The following is a 15065-nucleotide window of genomic DNA, read 5'->3' as shown; positions in this document are numbered from 1 at the left end:
ACCTCCATAAATAATAGAATTTATACAGAAACCGGTGCTTTAATCGTCGGATGATACTTATAATCTACAAATTCAAAATCTTCATATTTATAATCAAAAATAGACTCCGGCTTCCGGTGGATTACGAGTTTAGGAAGATCATATGGTTCGCGGGATAAAAGTGTCTCTACCTGCTCCAAGTGGTTCATGTAAATGTGCACATCTCCACCGGACCAAACAAAGTCACCCGGCTCTAAACCACACTGCTGAGCTACCATATGTGTTAATAACGCGTAGCTTGCAATATTAAAAGGCAACCCAAGGAATGTATCCACGGAACGCATCGTCAGCATACATGACAGCTTGCCTCCAGCTACATAAAACTGAAATACAAAATGACATGGAGGCAATTTCATGTTATCGATCTCTGCTACATTCCATGCGCTTACAATATGACGCCGTGAATCCGGATTATTTTTAATGGAATCAATAACATTCGAGATTTGATCAATAAATGTGCCCTCAGGTGTTTTCCACGTTCTCCACTGCGAACCGTAGACGGGTCCCAAATCACCGTTCTCATCTGCCCATTCATCCCAAATGCGTACACCATTTTCTTTTAAGTATCTAATATTCGTCTCACCGCTTAAGAACCATAACAGTTCATGAACGACGGATTTTAAATGAATACGTTTCGTTGTAACGAGCGGAAATCCTTTTGATAGGTCAAATCTCATTTGACGGCCAAATACTGAGATCGTCCCTGTACCTGTACGATCTTCTTTTTTTACACCGTTTTCCATAATATCTTGAAGCAGCTCTTGATAGACTTTCACTTTAAGACTAACCCCTTTCCTTTATAACCTTGTTCCTTGTTCCTTGTTCCTTTAAAACATAATGATTACTTCTTCATATTATCACAATTTTCACACGTGAATACGTGAACCACTTTCGTTTCAGCAAAAAAAAGAGGCAAAGAAGACGAATGACCGCCTCTTGCCTCCAAAGCAAACTATGCTGTTTAAATGAATTACTTAAACTCGTAAGAGATTAGCGAACCATTGTGTGGATTGGATGACCCAGAACCACTTCGGATGCTTCCATCACGATTTCACCAAGTGTTGGATGCGCATGAATAGTCAATGCGATATCTTCAAGGGTAGCACCCATTTCGATAGCAAGACCGATTTCAGCGATCAAGTTAGAAGCTTCCAGACCAACGATTTGTCCGCCTAGTACGATTCCTGTGTCTTCTTCAGCAACAAGCTTCACGAAACCTTCAGGATGTCCAAGGGAAACGGCACGACCGTTACCTGCGTAAGAGAATTTACCGGATTTAACTTTATATCCTTTTTCTTTCGCTTCTTTTTCAGTGTAACCAACGCTGGAGCATTCAGGATCTGTAAATACTACCGCTGGCATTACTTTGTAATCCACTACGGAAGGCATTCCAGCAATCGCTTCAGCTGCTACTTTACCTTCGTAAGAAGCTTTATGTGCAAGTGCAAGACCTGCTACGATATCACCAATTGCGAAGATGTGTTTGTGGTTTGTGCGGCCTTGGTTATCAACTTTAACAAAACCACGCTCGTCAGTTTCAACACCGATCAGGTCAAGACCAAGCTCACCATCTGTGTTTGGACGACGACCAACCGTTACAAGCAGGTATTCTGCAGTAACTTCTTTGCTTTCGCCGTTAACGCTATATTTAACAGTTACATCTTTATCCGTTTGCTCAGCAGATTCTGCTTTTGCATTTGTTACGATTTCGATGCCTGTTTTCTTCATGTTTTTCGCAACAAGGTTCGTCATGTCTTTATCAAATCCAGGAAGAACAGTATCCATACCTTCGATGATGGTTACTTTCGTTCCGAATTTGGAGTACATTTGACCAAGCTCAGCACCAATGTAGCCGCCGCCGATAACGATCATGCTAGCTGGTACTTCTTGCAGGTTCAAAGCTTCTGTAGAAGACAGAATGCGTCCGCCAAATGGGAATGGTTTAAGTTCAATTGGACGGGAACCTGTTGCAATAATTGCGTTTTTGAAACGGTAACGCGGAGATTCATGATCGTTGAATACACGCGCTTCGTTTTCATTAATGAACATGCACTCACCGTTGAATACTTCCACTTTATTGCCTTTAAGAAGAGCGCTAACGCCGCCAGTCATCTTTTTAACAACACCGTTTTTGAATTCTTGAGTTTTTGCAAAGTCCACTTTTACGTTTTCTGCAGTTACGCCGAATTGATCAGCATGTTTTGCATTTTCAAAAGCATGAGCTGCTGAGATCAATGCTTTGGAAGGAATACAACCACGGTTCAAACATACACCGCCGAGTTCTGATTTATCAACGATCAAAACTTGTTGACCAAGCTGAGCCGCACGAATTGCTGCTACATAACCACCAGGGCCTGCACCAATGACTAGAGTGTCAATATCGAGAGAAGCGTCGCCTACTACCATATTATTATACCTCCATTACCAACAACTCGGGATTAGCGAGCAGGGATTTAATGTAGTTCATAAAGTTTTGAGCTGTAGCACCATCGATAATACGGTGGTCAAAGCTTAGGGACAGAGCCATTACTGGAGCTGCAACTACTTGACCATCTTTAATGATTGCTTTTTCACTAATACGTCCAGTTCCAAGAATCGCAACTTCTGGGAAGTTGATGATCGGAGTGAAGAACATACCGCCAGCAGAACCAATGTTAGAGATAGAAATTGTGCTGCCTTTCATTTCGTTAGCAGACAATTTACCGTCACGACCACGTGCTGCTAGGTCACGGATGCTGTCAGCAATCATCCAGATGCTCTTACGATCTGCATCATGAATTACTGGAACAATTAGTCCGTTATCTGTATCCGTAGCGATACCGATGTTGTAGTATTTTTTGTATACAATTTCATTAGATTGCTCATCGATCATTGCATTCATTACAGGGAACTCACGAGTTGCTGCAACGAGTGCTTTTACGATAAATGGCAAGTAAGTTACTTTTGTACCTTTTTTCTCAGCGATTGGTTTCATGCGAGTACGGAATGCAACAAGTTCAGTTACATCTACTTCGTCCATGATTGTAACGTGAGGTGCTGTGTACGCAGATTTAACCATTGCATTAGAAATTGCTTTACGAATTCCTTTGAATGGTACACGCTCTTCTTCCGCACGAGTGCTAACGCCAGCGCTTGCTGCAGGAGCACTTGCTGGTGCTGCTTCTTCTTTCGCAGGAGTAGCTGCTGCTTTACCGCCGCCATTTTTGAATGCTTCTACATCTTCTTTTGTTACTTTACCGTTGTTGCCAGTTCCCGTAACTTCAGAGATGTCCACACCTTGTTCACGAGCAAATTTACGAACGCTAGGTGTTGCCAAAACTTCTTTGCTAGAAGCTGTGGAAACGCCTTGCTCTCCGCCTTCTTTTGCTTCGCTTGGGCTGCTGCTTGCAGGGGAATCTGTAGTGTCTGCTCCGCCTTGTGCAGCATTTGCTTCTTGAGAAGCTTCTTCTTCGTCTTGCTCAGGAATTTCGCCTTCAGCATCAATTACCGCTACAATTGCGCCAACGTTAAAGATGTCGCCATCTTTTGCGAATACTTCTTGAACTGTACCGTTAACAGGGCAAGGTACTTCTACGACTGCCTTGTCGTTTTGAACTTCCATGATGATATCGTCGTCAGTAACTTTATCACCTGGTTTGATGTGCATTTTGATGATTTCGCCTTCGTGAAGACCTTCCCCAAGTTCAGGGAATTTATAATTAAATTTTGCCACTTGTATTACCTCCCTAGTTTAAATCCCTAATTAAAATTCGAGTACTTTGTTCACTGCTGCAATGATGCGATTAGGTGTAGGAAGCCAAGCGTCTTCGATTTGCGCAAATGGATATACGGTATCTGGACCCGCAACACGAAGAACAGGAGCTTCCAAGTGTAGAATTGCTTTTTCATTGATTTGTGCAATGACTTCAGCAGCTACGCCAGAACTCTTTTGAGCTTCTTGAACCACGATTGCGCGGTTTGTTTTCTTAACAGATGCCAAGATTGTATCGATATCGATTGGGCTAATTGTACGCAAATCGATAACTTCTACTTTAATACCTTTTGTTTTTTCCAGTTCTTCTGCAGCTTTCACAGATGTATGAACCATCATACCGTAGGTAATGATGGTTACATCAGAACCTTCGCGAACAACATTCGCTTTACCAAGTTCAACCACATAATCTTCTTCAGGTACTTCAGCACGGAACGCATGGTAGAGGTTCAAATGCTCCATAAAGAATACAGGATCGTTATCACGAATAGACGCGATCAAAAGACCTTTTGCATCATAAGGGTTAGATGGGACTACTACTTTAATACCCGGAGTTTGCGTAAGCAAACCTTCCAGAGAATCTGTATGAAGTTCAGCTGCTTTTACGCCGCCGCCAAAAGGTGTACGGAACACGATTGGGGAGTTGTAACGACCGCCTGAACGGAAACGCATACGTGCAGCTTGAACCGCAATTTGGTCAAGTGCCTCAAAGATAAATCCTACAAATTGAATTTCAGCAACAGGACGGAAACCTGTAACACCAAGACCTACTGCAAGACCGCCGATCGCAGACTCAGCAAGCGGTGTATCGAATACACGTTCTTCGCCAAATTCTTTTTGAAGACCTTCAGTCGCACGGAATACACCGCCGACATTACCCACGTCTTCACCGAAAACCAGGACATTCGGGTCGCGTTTGAGCTCTACGCGCATTGCATCGCGAATCGCTTCTTTCATGTTCATTTGTGCCATTGCTTCATTTCCTCCTTAAACATTTAACAGTTCCTATGACCACCCAGCGACCTTTGTCAGCTTGATATGTACAAGCAGTTACAAGGATCAGGGTCCAGCCACAAATTCTGTGGCAAACACTTCTATAAAAAGCCTTTACCGAATTTCGAAATTATTCGAAATCTGCTTTTTGTTCTTCCATATGTTTTGGTGTGTGTTCGAACATACTGTCGATCAGACCAGAGATTGTCATTTTTTCTGTTTTCTCAGCGCGTTTGATTTCTTCGTTCACTTTCGCTTTCGCTTCATCTTTCACGCGAGCTGTATCTTCTTCAGTCCAAAGACCTTTTTTCTCAAGGTATTTAGCAAGACGATTGATTGGATCTTTTTCATTCCATTCGCCTTCTTCGTCTTTCGTACGATATTTAGAAGCATCGTCAGACAAGGAGTGCGGACGGTAACGATATGTCAAAGCTTCGATCAAAGTTGCGCCTTCTCCGTTGCGAGCACGTTCTGCAGCTTCTCTAACAGCGGCGATTACTGCGAAAACGTCCATTCCATCAACTTGAATGCCTTTGATACCTGCTGCAACTGCTTTATGTGCGATAGACAGAGCAGCTGTTTGTTTCGCGAAAGGTGTTGTAATGGCATAACCATTGTTTTGTACAAAGAAAATAACTGGCAGTTTGAAACGGCCTGCATAGTTAAGACCTTCGTAGAAGTCACCTTCAGAAGAACCGCCATCACCTGTATAAGTGATTGCAACATTCTTTTGGTTTTTCAATTTGAAGCCCATTGCAATACCCATTGCATGCAGAATTTGTGCACCAATGATGATTTGCGGCATCATTACGTTTACGCCTTCTGGAATTTGACCACCGTGTTGGTGACCGCGGGAATACAAGAATGCTTGATAAAGTGGAAGTCCGTGCCATACGAGTTGCGGAATATCACGGTAACCCGGTACTACATAGTCTTCTTTCTCAAGTGCAAACTCACTACCGATCATGGAAGCTTCTTGACCAGATACTGGTGCGTAGAATCCAAGACGTCCTTGGCGGCCCAGGTTAACTGCGCGATCATCCCAAGTACGTGTAAATACCATACGGTACATAATTTCTTTCAATTGATCATCGGAAAGCTCTGGCATCATCTCTTTATTAACGATTTCACCGTCTGGAGACAATACAGAAAGAGCTTCTACTTCCTCTGTATATACTTCGTAAGGAACCTTGCTCATTTTTTTCTTCACCTCAACAAAAAATTTGAATATCAAGTTCCGCTGTTATAGAATTATTATACACCTGTTTTGGTACATACGTCAAAGATAAACGTTGATTTTTTTAACTTTTGTCTTTTTTTGTTTATATAACAGGTATTATAAATTGGTATAACAGCTTCATGCTAGAATCATTGCTTGTACAACGTAAGCACTTACGTTTAATCTTATCTTATTGTTAAGATGATTGCAAAAATAAACGAAAAAGGTGACAAATCATGACGGATTCTCGATATTTAAAACGAACCATCTTAAAAGAAGAAATGTTCAGTCAATTTTTGAATGAAACACGTAATCTTCGCATTTATCTCCCGCCTGGTTACAATGAATTATTAAGTTATCCTGTTGTTTACTGTCAGGATGGCGAAGAATTTTTTAACTTTGGCCGGATCGCTACAACGGCAAACCGCCTTATTCTTGATGAAGGCATTGAACCTTTTATTATCGTCGGTGTCGAAGTTAATGTGAAAGTTCGAACGCAGGAATATGCTCCTTTTGGCAGCCTGTTTGATAAGTACACTTCTGCTTTTGCAGAAGAGATTATTCCTTTCATCGAAGCAAAATATCCGGTTCGCCGCTCTAAAGACGAACGTATTCTGGCTGGCGATTCGCTTGGCGGAAGTGTATCGCTGCACTTGGCCTTGATGTATCCAGACCTGTTTAGCAAAGTCATCAGTATGTCTGGTGCTTTTTATGAAGAGTCGCAGGAAATATACGCGCAAGCAAACGATTTATCATGGCTTAAAATTTGGATGATTGTCGGACTGCAAGAAAGAGATTTCGAAGCCGATACGGGCGTTTATGATTTTGTAGATCTAAACCGAAAAACTCGCAAACTTTTAGAAGATCGAGGTGCTGCGGTAACTTATGCTGAAAAAGACGGTAAGCATCAATGGGGTTTTTGGCAAAATGAATTACCCGATGCATTGATCCACTTCCTCAATAAAGGTTGATTACAGGTATAACAACTCATACAGGCCTAATGATATCGCTTTCATTAAAATCATGATATTAGCCGGCTCACAGAGCCGGCTTTTTCATGTTAATTTTCTTCTATAATTTGCTTCAACAATACTTCCGTCCCAAGATCAATAAGCCGGTACACTTCATCAAAATTGCCTGTGTAATAAGGATCCGGTACTTCTCTAACCTGCTCATCAGGAAGCAGATCCATAAACTTTATAATCTTGGCATTTTCCGCGCCCCGTAGTTTGCGAAGATTGAGTTCATTTGAATCATCCATGCAAATAATATAATCAAATGTAACAAAGTCTTCTTCTTTCACTTGTCTCGCGGTCATACCTTCATATGTGATTCCTTTAGAAGTTAGTAATGAGCTTGTTCCTTCGTGAGGAGGTTTACCGATATGCCAATCCCCCGTGCCTGCAGAATCCACTGCTATTTTACCATCCAGATGACGAGCTGCAATTTTATGCCGCAGTACCGCCTCCGCCATCGGCGACCTGCATATGTTACCTAAACAGACAAACAAAACGTGTATCATATCTCTCTCCTATCTCCTACCCTTATAAACTTTTCGTTTGATGGTTGTTAGCACCAGCCTCTAATATCACTTCTTCACTTGGTCTTAGAGATCTTCTAGGCAACTTCCATTTATAGTGCACAGATAGCATTCTCAGCATAACAACTACTGTAAAAAGAATGAGCAGGCTCGTTGTACTGTTCGTCATACCCAGTCCAATAAGAAGTCCCGCCATGATTGCCCACACCGCATAAATTTCATCTCTTAAGACCATCGGTTTCCGTCCTGCGAGCAAATCTCTAATAATACCACCGCCAATACCGGTCAGAACCCCTGCTACTATAACCGCGCTGATCGGGTGATTCATTTTTGTAGCATAAAGCGCACCCTGAATAGCAAAAGCAGATAACCCAATCGCATCAAAAAACATCTCTGTTTTTTTCCAATGACCAATCCATGGAATAGGCAGTACAAAGGCAATCGCAATAGAAATAAGTGCAAGCATAATTAAGGTGCCCTGACTCCAGAGCGTTGTAACAGGAACTCCGATAAGAACGTTCCGGATTACGCCCCCGCCAAAGGCCGTCACCAATCCGAGTACCACAATGCCTAAGATATCGTAATCTTCCTCCATGGCAACAAAAGCTCCCGACATCGCAAAAGCAATCGTTCCTATAATACTGAACACTTCAAAAACACTCATATCCACTGCGGCTTCTAACCTCACCTTATAAGTCATTTTATTAACACACTTTTTACATTGTAGAAGACTTTTGGCAGATTGTGCAACAAGAAAATGTCCTATATACTCAAGGATAGTAATGAACTCACATTCAAGAAGGTGCCAGAATGACTATAGGAAGAGTAATTATTTTTACGGGAGGCTCACTCGAAGAAAGTGATATCAAAGAAATACAGCCGGGAGACACCGTCATTGGTGCTGATTATGGGGCATGGTTCCTGGTTCAGCATGGAATTACACCTGATCTCTCCGCAGGAGACTTTGATTCGGTAACAGAGGAGCAGCTTCGTAAAATACAGCAGAGCAGCAAACAATTTGTTAGTTGTGACCCGATTAACAAAAATTTATCTGATACTGAATTGGCTTTAGAATATGCAATAAAAATGGAGCCTGGGGAAATTATCATTTTGGGCGCAATCGGAACAAGACTGGACCATACACTCGCTAATATTCAGATTCTGTCTAAAGTGTTGAAGCGCGGCATTACGTGTTCAATCCGGAATCGACATAATCGTATATCAGTAACAGATTCGGTACATGTCGTTTCGCGAAATGATTTTCCTTATGTATCACTCATCCCTCTGTCAAATGAGGTTACAGGAATAACACTCGAAGGATTTATGTACACACTTCATGATGCCGTACTCTCTATTGGTGAATCTCTTGGGATCAGTAATCGGCTGCTGCATGAAACAGGAACCATAACCATAAAAGAAGGATTACTCTTGGTTATTCAGAGTAAAGATGAGTAATTACAGATAATTCACATGTAAAAATAGAAACCATTCACAGCACTGTGAATGGTTTTTTTGATGAATGCTATTTAATAAGAATTATCCGAAATAACGATGATACAACGTTTTTGCAGCCGCTTTATCTTTTGTACCGTGTACGAGAACCCGCCCGTCTTTAAAAATAACCATCCGCTGCGCATCCAGCTGAAAAGAAATCAGGAAAGGATTGCTCTCTACCTTGCCTTGATTCAGTCTGCGAAGGCGCTCTGCAACCTGCTCCAGATCCCACTCTAATTTACGAGCAGGCCGTATTTGTACCGTATCCCGTCCGCACAACACCTCAGACCTATCGTTATTAGCAGCATTTAAATAGGGATATGTGCGTTCCGCTCCGCAAGAAAGACATGCAGGATTTTTAGCTCGATCTACACCAATCGATGTATATTCATTGCGCCACATATCAAAAGATAATAACTTTTTACGCATCGCATCATCATTTCCACTCAGCCATTTAAAGGCTTCCATTGTCTGATTAGCCGTTACCATCTGTACCGTCTGAGGTAAGATCCCCGCAGTATCACATGTATCCCCGCCAAGCGGAACTTCCCCCAGCAGACAATTTAGACACGGGGTCTTGCCGGGAATAAAGGTATAGGTAATTCCGTAACTGCCAACACAGCCCCCATAAATCCATGGAGTACCATATTTCACAGCCAGGTCGTTAATAATAAGCCTTGTATCAAAATTATCAGTCGCATCCATAACTAAGTCTGCAGCCTCGATCAATTCATCTAGTTCATCAATCCCTGCATCCATAACATGAATATCAATGGTAATTTCAGAGTTAATAGCCTGCAGCCGTTTCTGGGCTGCCACCGCTTTTGGAAGCCGCTGTTTCACATCATCTTCATTATACAGCTGCTGTCTTTGCAGATTAGACCACTCCACATAATCGCGGTCCACGATCGTAAGGTGACCTACGCCTCCTCTTGCCAGCGTCTCAGCGATCCCTGTGCCTAGTGCACCCGCACCGATAATAAGCACATGGCTGTCCATTAATTTCTTCTGACCTTCGGCTCCAAACGGAGTAAAAAGCTCCTGCCTTGAGTATCGTTCATGATGCTGAGCTTCTATCTTTTCTTCGTTTTTATGAGTAGAAAAAACTTCTTTGTTCAATTTTCAAACATCCCTTCCAGCGGACTGCTTGCTGCAGCATACCGTTTCACGGGAATCATCCCGGACTCGTATGCTTTCCTTCCTGCCCAGACTGCATATTTCATCGCTTCTGCCATCACGACCGGATTGCCTGCGCCAGATACAGCTGAATTTAGAAGCACCGCATCCGCACCTAGTTCCATGGCATACGCCGCATCGCGAGGTGAACGTATTCCTGCGTCAATGATAACAGGGACAGCCGCTTGTTCTATAATAAATTCAAGTGCTCTTGGGTTATTAATGCCTTGTCCAGAACCAATAGGTGACGCTCCAGGCATAAGTGCATGGACACCCATCATTCCAAGTCTTTTGGCAAGAATGACATCATCCGATATATACGGAAGGACGATAAAGCCTTCCGTAAGCAGGATTTCACATGCTTTTACCGTTTCTAATGGGTCAGGAAGCAGTGTTCGTTCATCCTGGGTGACTTCAACCTTTATCATATCACATAGACCTGAAGCTTTCGCGAGCCTTGCAATTCGTACAGCTTCCTCGGCGGTTTTTGCACCTGCTGTATTAGGCAATAATGTATATTTCGTGAGATCGAGCTGGTCTAGAAAATGAGCTTCGTTTTTCTTATCCAAATTAAGCCTGCGTACTGCAAACGTAAGAATCTCTGTTTCTGAAACTTCAACTGCCTTTCCTTGTACATCCAGATTCTCAAATTTACCTGTTCCGAGCAATAGCCGAGAATGAAAATTATATTTACCTATCGTTAACATCATTATCCCCCTCCTACGAAATGTACAATTTCAATATGATCTCCATCTTTTAGCAATGTATTTGGATGCATATCTTTCGTCAAAATTTGTTCGTTACATTCAATAACAACGGTCTTTACGCCAAGGTCTAGTGACTCCAGCAAATCTTTGACACTTAATTGATCCTCTTCGATTTGCATGTGCTGTCCGTTTACCCTTATTAGCAATAAATTCCCCTCCTCTTCTTTATAATCCGGCTTGCTGAAAAGGACCTAATACCGATCTCATCTTCCGTTTCTCCAGATAACAAGCGGCTCATCGTCTCTCCTGTGACTGCACTAAGTAAAATCCCATTCCGGTAATGACCTACAGCAAGATACAAGCCTTGAACTTCAGAATACGCTCCTATGTACGGTAATCCATCTATTGTTTGTGGCCTTAGGCCTGCCCATGTGCGCAGAAAAGCAGCTTCTTCTATGCCAGGAACCAAGCCTGTTGCTTTATGTAAAAGGGTATTCAGCCCAAAGGCACTTACCTTATGATCATTTCCGTAAGGAATACTCGTGGCACCGATCCAAATTTCCTCATTTGGTTTTGGAACAATGTAAACATCAGGAGTATAGATCGTATAACGTAAAGTTTCACTGTTCATTGATAGGGCTACCATTTCGCCTTTTACAGGATAGGTATTCAGTTCAATACCGATGGACCCTAAGATTGCATCACTGCCAAGTCCTGCCGCAACCACTACTTTATCTGCTCTATAAATGCCTTGATTCGTCTCTACTCCAGTAACGCGGTCATTTTCGAGCAGCAGCCTTGAAACGGAGCAGTGATCGATAAAAGCAACTCCATTCTTTTGTGCAGCTTTGATATAGGCTTTGGTTAACTCGGCTGGTAACAGTTGATGTTCTTTTGGATAAAACAAAGCACCTTCTGCATTCCCAGTGATACCTGGGATTTCATCTTGAAGTTTACTCTTGTCCCACCAGTGTTTCTGCTTTGCGGGGTCTATGGTTTCTGAGAATTCTTCTCCAGGTTTCCTATCTTTTATAAAGGGGACAACAAAGCCTGAGCCATTCATGGCTACATTGATTTCACTGTGTAGCTTTAGATTATCAATTAATGGTCCCATAAGCTGCTGGCTGCGCTGAGCCCATCTCCTAAGCTCCTCTGATGAAAAATGCTCAAGCCCTGCTGCAAGCATACCCGCCGCATGACCAGAAGCGCCATTTGCCTGATGGGCACCTTCCAGCTGGGTTACATCCATTCCATCACATGACAAGTAGTAGGCTATAGCAGAACCGATGACACCGCCTCCGATAACAAGCACTTCCGAATTCCGTTTATTTGTCTGATCTAATCTATTCACAGTCACCTATTTACCTCCATTCCCTACTCCTTGATATCCCCATACTTTTCTAGTTCTTTTCTATACGTATAGACAGCTTCCAGCGGATCTTCTGAATGTAATATTCCGGAGATTACGGCAATCCCACTTGCACCTGAGAGCATCAGTTCTTCAACCCGTGAGGGTGTAATTCCACCGATGGCGATAACAGGCAGGTTAATCACACCACAAATCTCTTGAAGGGAAGAAAGTGTTTTTGGAGGCATGCCAGGTTTACTATGAGAAGAGTACATATGCCCGTAAAAAATATAATCTGCTCCCTCTTCTTCAGCGATCTTCGCTTCTTCCAGTGAATGGACAGAGACACCAAGTCTTATAGCTCGTTTAGTTCTTGAATCTGTATGTCCTTCTTTGTATAGTGAATTTTTCAAAGCGAGGCTTACTTCTTGCACTCCCACATGAAGAGCTCCTGTTTGGTATGTAAGCGCAAGTTTGGTTTGACGGTTAAGGGTCAACTTATTCGCAGGTATCTTTAGCTCTAGCAACCGATGTATGAGTTTCTCCATTTCTTCGTAAGTACTTTCCTTCTTCCGTAGATGTAATGAAGTTACATACGGCCAGATCTCTGTAAAATGGCTTCGTTCTAAGTCATGATTCATCTGCGGAGAGGAAATTACATGAAATTCAATCCATTTTTTAGGCAAGCGAACCCTCCTTCCAATTTCACTGTGAGACCATACCCCAACGCTTTCATCTAGCAGTTTACATTTGGTATGAAACTGTCCTTGCTGATAACTGGTTGCAATGAACGCAAAAAAACCACTCCTCGTAAGGAGTGGTTTGGTTAGGCGGAATTGAAAATGAGCATTCACTAAAGTGATATATAAAGCAAGAAGGAAGGAAATTCTCTTCGCCTTAACATCTACTTAGCCATATACTTTATTCAATACGTCAAAACTCATACTAGCACAAGTCTGCTAGCCCACTTCCCTACGCTGGTTTTAACCAGATCAGGTTCAAAGGGTCCGGAATATATCCATCTCAGCCGACAAGCGGCCCCCCTAGTGATTCGTCGATATAAAGTTATATTCAGGTGCTCATTTTAACACAGATGAGAAAATTTGTAAAAGAAAGACTCATTAGCTTAAAACTAAGCTTTTTGAGACCATTCCTCCACATCCCAAGTCTTTGTTACCCAATCTTCATAGAAATCAGGTTCGTGAGATACAAGAATTACCGTACCTTTGAATTCTTTTAACGCACGTTTCAGCTCTTCTTTTGCCACAACGTCTAAGTGATTCGTAGGCTCATCAAATAGAATCCAGTTCGTTTCACGCATCATTAATTTACATAGCCGAACTTTAGCCTGTTCTCCACCACTGAGCATATTGAGAGGTCTTGTGATGTGTTCATTTTTAAGACCGCAGCGAGCAAGATGAGCACGCACTTCATGCTGATTCAGATGAGAAAATTCATTCCACACATCATCGATTGGTGTGATTTTCTCAGGACGAACTTCCTGTTCAAAATAAGAAGGGAACAAAAAGTCACCAAGGTAGGTTTTTCCGCTATATGCCGGAATCTTACCAAGAATGGTCTTTAGCAGTGTTGATTTACCTACACCATTACAACCGACGATTGCTATTTTATCTCCGCGCTCAATCGTCATCGTCATCTTAGGAAGAAGCGGACGGTCATATCCGATTTCAAAATCGATCCCCTCGAATACCGTTTTTCCGCTGGCTCTAGCTTCTTTAAATCCAAAAATAGGTTTCGCTGCTTCTTCAGGACGATCAATGCGTTCAAGACGATCCAGCTGTTTCTCGCGGCTCTTTGCACGGCCTGATGTAGAATATCTCGCTTTATTACGCTGAATAAAGTCTTCCTGTTTCTTAATAAACTCTTGCTGCTTCTCATAAGCTTCAATATGCTGGTTTTTGTTCATATCCGCCATATCAAGGAATTTTTCGTAATTCGCTGTATATCGCGTAAGCTTCGCAAATTCCAAATGGTAGATCACATTAACAACCTTGTTCATAAATTCCGTATCATGAGAAATAAGCATGAATGCATATGGATAATCGTTCAAATAACGAGTAAGCCATTCAATATGCTCTACATCCAAATAGTTAGTAGGCTCATCCAGGAGTAGAACATTCGGTTTCTCAAGCAGCAATTTTGCGAGGAGTACCTTCGTACGTTGTCCCCCGCTTAGTGCGGCTACATCCCGATCAAGTCCAATAGCAGACAAACCAAGTCCGTTCGCCATTTCTTCTACTTTTACATCAATGAGGTAGAAGTCTCCGATTTCCAGTTGCTCCTGTATTTCGCCCATTTCCTCAAGCAATTGCTCAAGTTCCTCTGGCGTAGCATCACTCATTCGTTCCGTGATTTCCATCATTTCTTTTTCAAGTTCAAGCAAAGGTAAAAATGCATCCTTCAAGACATCCCGAATTGTTTTTCCAGGAGTCAGTTTCGTATGTTGGTCGAGGTAACCGTAACGAACTTTTGGTGTCCACTCCACTTTTCCGCTGTCTTTCAGCAGTTTGCCCGTTAAAATATTCATGAGTGTCGATTTGCCGACCCCATTCGCTCCTACAATCCCAACACGTTCTCCTGCAAGCAGGCGGAAGGAAACATTCTTAAATAAAGTGCGATCTCCAAAATTGTGACTTACATTTTCAACAGTCAATAAACTCATATCGTGCGATTGGCTCCTATCTGTAAGGCAGTATGCCTATATGATCTTGTTCATATTTCACTCTAATATGATATATTAGCACAAGACAGAGCTCTACCGAAACAAGGAGTTTGAA

General features: G+C 42.3%; 15 protein-coding genes and 1 riboswitch. Of the genes, 2 read left to right on the top strand and 13 right to left on the bottom strand.

All coding sequences use genetic code 11. The features are described 5' to 3' along the window. Nucleotides 1–20: 20 nt before the first annotated feature. The 5 genes from PV403_RS06130 to pdhA form a co-directional block, all read right to left on the bottom strand. Nucleotides 21–815 (bottom strand): thymidylate synthase, encoded by a 795-nt coding sequence (locus PV403_RS06130; RefSeq protein WP_332083875.1) that lies wholly within the window; start codon nt 813–815, stop codon nt 21–23. Between the two features lie 214 nt (nt 816–1029). Further along, nucleotides 1030–2445, bottom strand: a complete 1416-nt coding sequence (gene lpdA / locus PV403_RS06125; protein WP_160031905.1) for a dihydrolipoyl dehydrogenase — start codon at nt 2443–2445, stop codon at nt 1030–1032. A 4-nt stretch (nt 2446–2449) separates the two neighbouring features. Beyond that, the gene (locus tag PV403_RS06120) at nt 2450–3751 is read right to left on the bottom strand and encodes a dihydrolipoamide acetyltransferase family protein (protein ID WP_332083874.1); all 1302 of its coding nucleotides are present in this window, start codon (nt 3749–3751) and stop codon (nt 2450–2452) included. Between the two features lie 30 nt (nt 3752–3781). After that, the gene (locus tag PV403_RS06115) at nt 3782–4762 is read right to left on the bottom strand and encodes an alpha-ketoacid dehydrogenase subunit beta (protein WP_160031907.1); all 981 of its coding nucleotides are present in this window, start codon (nt 4760–4762) and stop codon (nt 3782–3784) included. Nucleotides 4763–4913: 151 nt separating this feature from the next. Beyond that, nucleotides 4914–5981, bottom strand: a complete 1068-nt coding sequence (gene pdhA, locus PV403_RS06110; protein WP_213531758.1) for a pyruvate dehydrogenase (acetyl-transferring) E1 component subunit alpha — start codon at nt 5979–5981, stop codon at nt 4914–4916. 257 nt (nt 5982–6238) lie between these two features. On the opposite strand from pdhA, the gene PV403_RS06105 reads away from it, so the two are divergent. Beyond that, nucleotides 6239–6973 carry an alpha/beta hydrolase gene (locus PV403_RS06105; protein ID WP_332083873.1) on the top strand — a complete coding sequence of 245 codons (735 nt, stop codon included), beginning with the start codon at nt 6239–6241 and terminating at the stop codon, nt 6971–6973. Nucleotides 6974–7062: 89 nt separating this feature from the next. Here the strand turns inward: PV403_RS06105 and PV403_RS06100 are convergent, their stop codons facing one another. Beyond that, nucleotides 7063–7524: a low molecular weight protein-tyrosine-phosphatase gene (locus tag PV403_RS06100; protein ID WP_213531132.1), complete on the bottom strand. Its 462-nt coding sequence runs from the start codon at nt 7522–7524 to the stop codon at nt 7063–7065. Between the two features lie 22 nt (nt 7525–7546). Continuing rightward, nucleotides 7547–8206 (bottom strand): trimeric intracellular cation channel family protein, encoded by a 660-nt coding sequence (locus tag PV403_RS06095; protein WP_191799474.1) that lies wholly within the window; start codon nt 8204–8206, stop codon nt 7547–7549. 146 nt (nt 8207–8352) lie between these two features. Here PV403_RS06095 and PV403_RS06090 point away from each other — a divergent pair, with 146 nt between their 5' ends. Next, on the top strand, nt 8353–8997 hold the full coding sequence (locus PV403_RS06090) for a thiamine diphosphokinase (protein WP_213531130.1): 645 nt from the start codon (nt 8353–8355) through the stop codon (nt 8995–8997). Nucleotides 8998–9078: 81 nt separating this feature from the next. Here PV403_RS06090 and PV403_RS06085 read toward each other — a convergent pair whose 3' ends face one another. From PV403_RS06085 to PV403_RS06060, 6 genes are all read right to left on the bottom strand, one after another. Then, a complete protein-coding gene (locus tag PV403_RS06085) occupies nt 9079–10155 on the bottom strand; it encodes a thiazole biosynthesis adenylyltransferase ThiF (protein ID WP_283771246.1) in 1077 nt (358 codons plus the stop codon). Then, nucleotides 10152–10919, bottom strand: a complete 768-nt coding sequence (locus PV403_RS06080) for a thiazole synthase (protein WP_213531753.1) — start codon at nt 10917–10919, stop codon at nt 10152–10154. The genes PV403_RS06085 and PV403_RS06080 overlap by 4 nt, the downstream gene beginning before the upstream one ends. Nucleotides 10920–10921: 2 nt before the next feature. Continuing rightward, nucleotides 10922–11125, bottom strand: coding sequence for a sulfur carrier protein ThiS (gene thiS, locus PV403_RS06075; protein ID WP_442951736.1), 204 nt, complete (start codon nt 11123–11125; stop codon nt 10922–10924). Next, nucleotides 11119–12276 carry a glycine oxidase ThiO gene (gene thiO / locus PV403_RS06070; RefSeq protein WP_332083872.1) on the bottom strand — a complete coding sequence of 386 codons (1158 nt, stop codon included), beginning with the start codon at nt 12274–12276 and terminating at the stop codon, nt 11119–11121. Before thiO ends, thiS begins: the two co-directional genes overlap by 7 nt. Before the next feature lie 17 nt (nt 12277–12293). Further along, entirely contained in the window at nt 12294–12953 is a 660-nt protein-coding gene (locus tag PV403_RS06065) for a DUF561 domain-containing protein (RefSeq protein WP_332083871.1), read from the bottom strand. A gap of 266 nt (nt 12954–13219) precedes the next feature. Next, nucleotides 13220–13322, bottom strand: a riboswitch (TPP riboswitch). Between the two features lie 77 nt (nt 13323–13399). Next, nucleotides 13400–14950 carry an ABC-F family ATP-binding cassette domain-containing protein gene (locus tag PV403_RS06060; RefSeq protein ID WP_213531123.1) on the bottom strand — a complete coding sequence of 517 codons (1551 nt, stop codon included), beginning with the start codon at nt 14948–14950 and terminating at the stop codon, nt 13400–13402. Nucleotides 14951–15065 lie beyond the last annotated feature (115 nt).

The organism is Paenibacillus sp. GYB006, from assembly GCF_036577645.1.
GTDB lineage: Bacteria > Bacillota > Bacilli > Paenibacillales > Paenibacillaceae > Paenibacillus.
This window is presented reverse-complemented; position numbering and strand designations above follow the sequence as displayed.